General features: G+C 61.6%; 2 protein-coding genes. Both read left to right on the forward strand.

The window, feature by feature from the left end; translation table 11 throughout:
- Positions 1 to 204: 204 nt before the first annotated feature.
- Complete coding sequence (gene moaB / locus ACFC20_RS17465) at positions 205 to 777, forward strand: molybdenum cofactor biosynthesis protein B (RefSeq protein ID WP_053114150.1); 573 nt, start codon at positions 205 to 207, stop codon at positions 775 to 777.
- A 33-nt stretch (positions 778 to 810) separates the two neighbouring features.
- Positions 811 to 1,725 (forward strand): gephyrin-like molybdotransferase Glp (gene glp / locus ACFC20_RS17470; protein WP_375194095.1); only part of this gene is annotated, 915 nt, incomplete at its 3' end.

Consider the following 1,725-nt stretch of genomic DNA (forward strand, 5'->3'; position numbering starts at 1 on the left):
AACAACCGTTCGCCGGGCAAGAGCGATCATCGGCCACCTGACTGGCGAATGTCAAGTGCACTGCACAAATTAACAGCAATTTCACGCCAAACCGGCCACAACCGGCCGCTGGCGCCTCCCCCTGATGGGTTACTCCCTTCCATTAAAAGCCCGTGATGGCGATACTGGCGTATAACAACTTTTCAACGATTATGGAGCCCATCCATGAGCAGTGTACCCAGTACCGAAATGAAACCCCTGAACGTTGCCCTGCTGACCGTCTCCGATACCCGTGGGCCTGAACAGGACACGTCCGGGCAATTTCTGGAGGACAGCGTGGTCGAAGCCGGCCACAACCTGGTCGCCCGCCGGATCCTGCCGGACGACGTCTATCTGGTGCGGGCCTTGTTGTCCGGCTGGATTGCCGATTCACAGGTGCACGCAGTGATCATTACCGGTGGCACCGGCCTGCTTGAACGAGATAGCACACCGGAGGCGGTAAGGCCTTTGCTCGACAAAACCATCGAAGGCTTTGGTGAGGAATTCCGCCGCCTGTCAGCCGCCGAAATCGGATCATCAACCGTGCAGTCACGGGCGATGGCGGGAATGGCAAACCACACGGTGATCTTCTGCCTGCCCGGCTCGACCGGCGCCTGCCGCACCGGCTGGGAAGGCATTCTCCTCAGTCAGCTGGACAGCCGTCACACACCATGCAATTTCTCGGGGCTGGTCTTGCGCAAACCCGAGAAGCCAATGTCGCGGCTCAACGAAGTCATTGGACAGCGCGCCAAGCGCTGAGGCAGAAGACATCCCGATCGGAGTTAAGACTTGATGGCCAAGCCAAACCTCACGCCCCTGGAAGATGCCCTGGACCACTTGTTGTCGGAAGCACCGGTGGTTGCGCAGATTGAAACCGTCGCACTGGCCGACTCCCTGGGCCGGGTACTTGCCGAAAACCACTATGTGCCGGCCGACGTGCCGCCGGCTGACAACAGTGCGGTGGACGGATACGCCCTGCGCAAACAGGATCTGCATGGAGACCGGCCAATACCGGTCTCGGCCCGGATTCCGGCCGGTGAAGCGCCGAAGCCCCTGGAACCCGGCACCGCTGCGCGCATCTTTACCGGCTCAGAGATTCCCGAGGGCGCCGACTCGGTGGTCATGCAGGAGCGGATTGAGGTGACGGAATCCGGCATTCTTGTACAGGCGGAAGTAGACGAAGGGCAGAATATTCGCCGCCGGGGGCAGGATCTCACCCGGGGCGATCTTGCTCTGGCAAAAGGTACACAGGTACGTCCCAATGAGATGGGACTACTGGCCTCCATGGGCGTTGCCCGGGTTGCCGTCCTGGCGCGGTTGAAAGTCGCCATTCTCTCCACGGGAGATGAGCTGGTGGACCCTGGCTTGCCGCTCGGCCCGGGCCAGATCTACAACAGCAACCGCTTCACCCTGATGGGGTTGCTCACCGAAGCCGGTTGCGAGGTCGTTCTGTGCGAAACACTCAGGGACAAGCGCGAGGCGACCCGCGAAACACTGCAGCGTGCGGCCGAGGCCGCTGACCTGGTTATCACCAGCGGTGGCGTATCCGTGGGCGAAGAGGACCACGTGCGTGCAGTGCTGGAGGAGTCAGGCAGTCTGTCGCTCTGGAAGATGGCCATCAAGCCCGGGAAACCGGTGGCTTTTGGTGCCATCGGGGGGACCCCGGTGCTGGGACTGCCCGGCAACCCGGGGTCTGTGCTGGTCACT

Source organism: Marinobacter sp. (assembly GCF_041984545.1).
In the GTDB taxonomy this organism is placed as follows: Bacteria; Pseudomonadota; Gammaproteobacteria; order Pseudomonadales; family Oleiphilaceae; genus Marinobacter.